A 4,194-nucleotide genomic window follows, 5' to 3' on the forward strand; every position below is an offset into this window, starting at 1 on the left:
AAGACATGGCGACGGAGATGCTCGCTGAGGTACGAGTTCGAAACCCAAGGATGACACGCATCCCCGCCGCGCAGCCCGTTTATACACCAACGGCAACGTACAAGGATGAGGGCTGATCGTCGGTGAGCGCGGCTTCGCAGGCTCCCACCTCTCTCCAGCCTCATCCTGAGGCGCCCCGCAGGGGCCTCGAAGGACGGGGCTGGCCACCTTTGGTCATACGCCTGCAATTTCGTTCAAGACCCAGACCGGTCGCTGCTGTTTCTTCAGCGCATCCAATCGGAGGCGCGGAATGTCGAGACAGGTTCAAGGCTATTTCTATCTGGCGCTGGCCATGCTGACGGTCGGCAGCACTGTCATTGCGAGCAAGATCATTGCTTCGGGACTGCCGCCCTTCACGGCCACCGCCTTGCGCTTCGCCCTCGCTCTTCCCGTCTTTTTCCTGCTGATGCGGGCAAGCGGAACCCGTTTACCGAAGCTCTCCGGGCATGACCGCCTCATCCTCGTCATTCAGGCCGGCGCCGGCAGTGTCGGCTACACGACGCTGCTGATATCGGGCCTCAGCCTGACGTCGGCCGCCGATGCCAGCGTCATAATCGGCACGTTGCCGGTGGTCTCGGCGGCGGTTTCGATCCTGCTGCTGCGCGAACGGCCGGGGCGGGGCCTGCTGCTGGCGGTGGCGCTGGCAAGTGCCGGCGTGTTTTCGATCGCCTTCACGCCAAAGGCGACCGGCGGCTCGCTTGTCGGCAATCTGCTGATTTTCCTTGCGGTCATCTGCGAGGGCTTGTTCATTCTGTTGAACAAGCGGCTGGCGGCCGATATCCCGCCGCTTGCCCAGTCGATGCTGATGACCGGCATCGGCTTCGTCGTCTCGATCGTTCCGGCGATTTTCGAGGCGCCTTTTCATGGGTTTTCCGCCAGCGCTGCCGCTGCCGTCGCCTATTATGCCCTGGTGCCGACCGTCGGCGGCTTTCTGCTCTGGTATGCGGGGGCAGAGAGGGTGAGCGGCACCGAAGCCGCGCTCTTCACCGCGCTTGCGCCGGTTTCGGCCGTCATGCTCGCCTTCGTCATTCTCGGCGAGCCGGTCGGCTTCAATCAGATTGCCGGCATTGCCTGCGTGCTGGCGGCCGTGTCCGGGCTTGCCTTTGCCGGAAACCACAGGAAACTCATGGAAGGGAAATGATCATGCAGTTCAGCCATTCCGAGGCGATTTGGCAGGCTTTTCCGGAGCTTCGCGCCGCCGCGCTTTATGCCGATGGCATTGATGCGGCGGCAGACGTCAAAGAGGCGGTCGCAAGTTTCAGCGCGATTGCCGAGGCTCGCCTGGCTGAAGCCCAGGAAAGCGAATTCCCGGAGATCCAGGCCTGGCGGCGCGGCTTTTCCCGCATGGGGCTGAAGCCGACGCAGTATCGCTCGGCCTCCGAGGCGCTGCTGCGCCGCTTCCGCCAGGAGTGCCTGCTGCCGCGGCTTCATCCGCTCGTCGATCTCTGCAATGCGATTTCGCTCGCCTTTGCCATTCCTGTCGCCGCCTTCGACACGGAAAAAATTGCCGGCGATCTCCAGGTGCGGCATGCAACGGGGCATGAGACCTATCTCACCTTCGGCGGTCAAAGCGAACATCCGGAGCCTGACGAAGTGATCTTCGCGGATGGCGAAGGCAGAGCCCATGCGCGCCGCTGGACGAACCGGCAGAGCGGGCTTTCAGCGGTGCGGGAGACGACGCGCTCGGTGCTGATCGTCGCCGAGGCGCTGCATGCCGGCGCCGGCGAGGATACCGGCAGGCTGATCGCGACACTCGCCGATGCGCTCGCAAGTCACTGGACGGTGACGGCGGCGACCGCAACCCTCAGCCACGCGTCATCGCGCTTCGAATTGCAGGCGTGAGGGGAGAAAGGTTCGGGGCTTGGGCCGGCGGCATGGGCGCCCTATCTCAGGGGCATCGTTATCTTCTGGAGACGAACCCCATGTTGGACAAGTCGATCAAGATTCCCGGGCCGGACCATCCGATCACCGTTGAGCACAATCCCTGCCGCGTCGTCGTCACCGTCGGCGGCAAGACGATTGCCGATAGCCGCAACGCGCTGACGCTGCGCGAGGCCTCCTATCCGCCGGTCCACTATATTCCGCGCAGGGATGTCGACATGTCGCTGCTTCAGCGCACCGATCACGCCACGCATTGCCCCTACAAGGGCGATGCCTCCTACTACAGCATTGTTTTGGCTGGCAAACGCTCCGAGAATGCCGTCTGGACCTACGAATCCCCGCATGCCGCCGTCAGCAACATCAAGGACCATCTCGCCTTTTATCCCGACCGTGTCGACGCGATCGAGGAAATGGCTGCGCCCGAGGCAGGCGCCTTCTGACGATCGCGCGGGTGTCGGAGCGCTGAAAATCCTTCCCGCGGGCTTCGGCGGCAGCCTCGATGAAGGCCGTCATCGGATGACGTCGAGCCATTCATTGCTGAAGACGAGGCTGGCAACCGTGACCGGATCGCCGCGCTCGTCGCGGACGGTGACGGCGATGGTCGTGCGGTCGCCTGCCGGCAATTCGTCACGGGCCACATCCAGCAGGATGCGGGTCACCTCTTTGGGAATGTCTTCACGAGATTTGAGCTCGGTGCCGTGCTCGTCGCGCGTCGGACCTTCCCCGTTGTGCAGATCGAAATAGTAGCGAGTCATGTTCTTTCCTGCGCGTCAGAGAAGAAATAACCGATGAAGACAATTGTTCCCGAGGCCAGGCGTTGATTCTCATAGAAAATACAGGCCGCACCGAGGCGGTCTGGACCCTCGCTGGCGATTTTGTCGACCTCCGTGCGGATGCCGACGCATCGCATGCGCGTTGAAAGCGGGGAACGCTTCAATCCAGTCCGGAAAGGCTCTAGGTTCGGGGCGGAATCACTTGACGGGGCGATGCGTGACGAAGACTTTTCTACCCTGCCTATTGGCGGCAGTTTTCGCCGCATTACCGGCCGCGGCGCAGAGCGAATGGCAGGCGATCGAGGAGGTGCAGCCCTATTCGATTTCAGGCAAGACCGGCGCCGAACTTTATCAATCGATCGGTTCACAAGGCCCCAAGGCCGGCGTGACGGGCCGGGTCATCGCGCATACGACGTTCAAGCTCACCTGGACCCGCAAATACGAGCCGCAGGGCAATGCCTGCGTCATCGTCACTAATCGGCCGAAACTTATCATCACCTATACGCTGCCGAAACCCTCGGCCGCGCTGCCGCCCGCCGTTAAGAGCAGCTGGGAGGGCTTCATATCAGGCGTTGCCGCGCATGAGCGGGTGCATGGCGAAACCATCAAGGACATGGTTAGGGAAATCGAGGCGATGAGCGTCGGCTTCACTGTTGCCGACGACCCCGACTGCAAGAAGATCAGGATCGAACTGACCCGGCGGCTCGGCGAGATTTCCGCAAGGCAGCGCCAGCGCGGCCGCAACTTCGACAAGGTCGAAATGGGCGATGGCGGCAACATCCAGCAGCTCGTTCTCAAGCTGGTGAATGGGCCCTGACCGGGTGGCGGGCATCGATCCGCCCGTGCGACGGCCATTGACTTGGCCGTCGTGGCGCGCCAACTCGCGGGGGATGTCATTGCGAGACGGAGAGCGCCCGTGCCCCAGACAATTCTCACCCTGTCCACGCGCGGCCAGGGACTTTACGAATTCACCGATCAGGCGGAGGCCTTCGTCAGCGCCTCGGGACGGGAGGAGGGGCTTCTCACCATCTTCGTGCGCCATACATCCTGTTCGCTGCTGATCCAGGAAAACGCCGATCCCGACGTGCGCACCGATCTTCTCGCCTTCTTCCGCCGGCTGGTGCCTCCGGCCTCCGATCCATCGATGGGCTGGGTCGTGCACAGGGCCGAGGGGCCGGACGACATGCCGGCGCATATCAAGGCGGCGCTGACGCAGGTGTCGATCGGCATTCCCGTCGCTAGGGGACGCTTGACGCTCGGCACCTGGCAGGGCCTCTATCTCTTCGAACACCGCGACCGGCCGCATCGACGCGAAATCGTGCTGCATCTCGGGGGCTGAGAGCGCCGTGCGTCTTTTTCCTTGCCGGAGGGGCCTCGGAGGCCGACCCTCGTCCTTCGAGGCCCCTGCGGGGCACCTCAGCAACCGTGTTGTTGCGGTTCGCTCCATGGGGTTCGTCTTTTGAGAATAGTGTTGATCATGATGATGAATTTCCGCATGGCG

At 62.9% G+C, this 4,194-nt stretch carries 6 protein-coding genes; 5 read left to right on the forward strand and 1 reads right to left on the reverse strand.

Annotated features, from left to right (window positions below):
* The first annotated feature begins 289 nt into the window (after positions 1-289).
* The 3 genes from QWJ46_RS30845 to QWJ46_RS30855 all read left to right on the forward strand — a co-directional run bounded on the left by QWJ46_RS30845 (position 290) and on the right by QWJ46_RS30855 (position 2,360).
* Complete coding sequence (locus tag QWJ46_RS30845; protein ID WP_302756308.1) at positions 290-1,180, forward strand: DMT family transporter; 891 nt, start codon at positions 290-292, stop codon at positions 1,178-1,180.
* Positions 1,181-1,182: 2 nt separating this feature from the next.
* A complete protein-coding gene (locus QWJ46_RS30850) occupies positions 1,183-1,881 on the forward strand; it encodes a B3/4 domain-containing protein (protein WP_302756309.1) in 699 nt (232 codons plus the stop codon).
* Between the two features lie 80 nt (positions 1,882-1,961).
* Positions 1,962-2,360 carry a DUF427 domain-containing protein gene (locus QWJ46_RS30855; protein WP_184454290.1) on the forward strand — a complete coding sequence of 133 codons (399 nt, stop codon included), beginning with the start codon at positions 1,962-1,964 and terminating at the stop codon, positions 2,358-2,360.
* 69 nt (positions 2,361-2,429) lie between these two features.
* Here the strand turns inward: QWJ46_RS30855 and QWJ46_RS30860 are convergent, their stop codons facing one another.
* The gene (locus tag QWJ46_RS30860) at positions 2,430-2,675 is read right to left on the reverse strand and encodes a hypothetical protein (RefSeq protein WP_184454292.1); all 246 of its coding nucleotides are present in this window, start codon (positions 2,673-2,675) and stop codon (positions 2,430-2,432) included.
* A gap of 235 nt (positions 2,676-2,910) precedes the next feature.
* Here QWJ46_RS30860 and QWJ46_RS30865 point away from each other — a divergent pair, with 235 nt between their 5' ends.
* On the forward strand, positions 2,911-3,510 hold the full coding sequence (locus tag QWJ46_RS30865; protein WP_184460586.1) for a DUF922 domain-containing Zn-dependent protease: 600 nt from the start codon (positions 2,911-2,913) through the stop codon (positions 3,508-3,510).
* A gap of 99 nt (positions 3,511-3,609) precedes the next feature.
* On the forward strand, positions 3,610-4,032 hold the full coding sequence (locus QWJ46_RS30870) for a secondary thiamine-phosphate synthase enzyme YjbQ (protein ID WP_184460587.1): 423 nt from the start codon (positions 3,610-3,612) through the stop codon (positions 4,030-4,032).
* Positions 4,033-4,194: the final 162 nt, after the last annotated feature.

The sequence above is a fragment of the Rhizobium sp. CBN3 genome, from assembly GCF_030518245.1.
In the GTDB taxonomy this organism is placed as follows: domain Bacteria; phylum Pseudomonadota; class Alphaproteobacteria; order Rhizobiales; family Rhizobiaceae; genus Rhizobium; species Rhizobium aethiopicum_A.

Coding starts and splice junctions, on each gene's coding strand:
- QWJ46_RS30860 (WP_184454292.1), bottom strand. CDS start 2,675: ATGACTCGCTACTATTTCGATCTGCACAACGGGGAAGGTCCGACGCGC.
- QWJ46_RS30850 (WP_302756309.1), top strand. CDS start 1,183: ATGCAGTTCAGCCATTCCGAGGCGATTTGGCAGGCTTTTCCGGAGCTT.
- QWJ46_RS30855 (WP_184454290.1), top strand. CDS start 1,962: ATGTTGGACAAGTCGATCAAGATTCCCGGGCCGGACCATCCGATCACC.
- QWJ46_RS30845 (WP_302756308.1), top strand. CDS start 290: ATGTCGAGACAGGTTCAAGGCTATTTCTATCTGGCGCTGGCCATGCTG.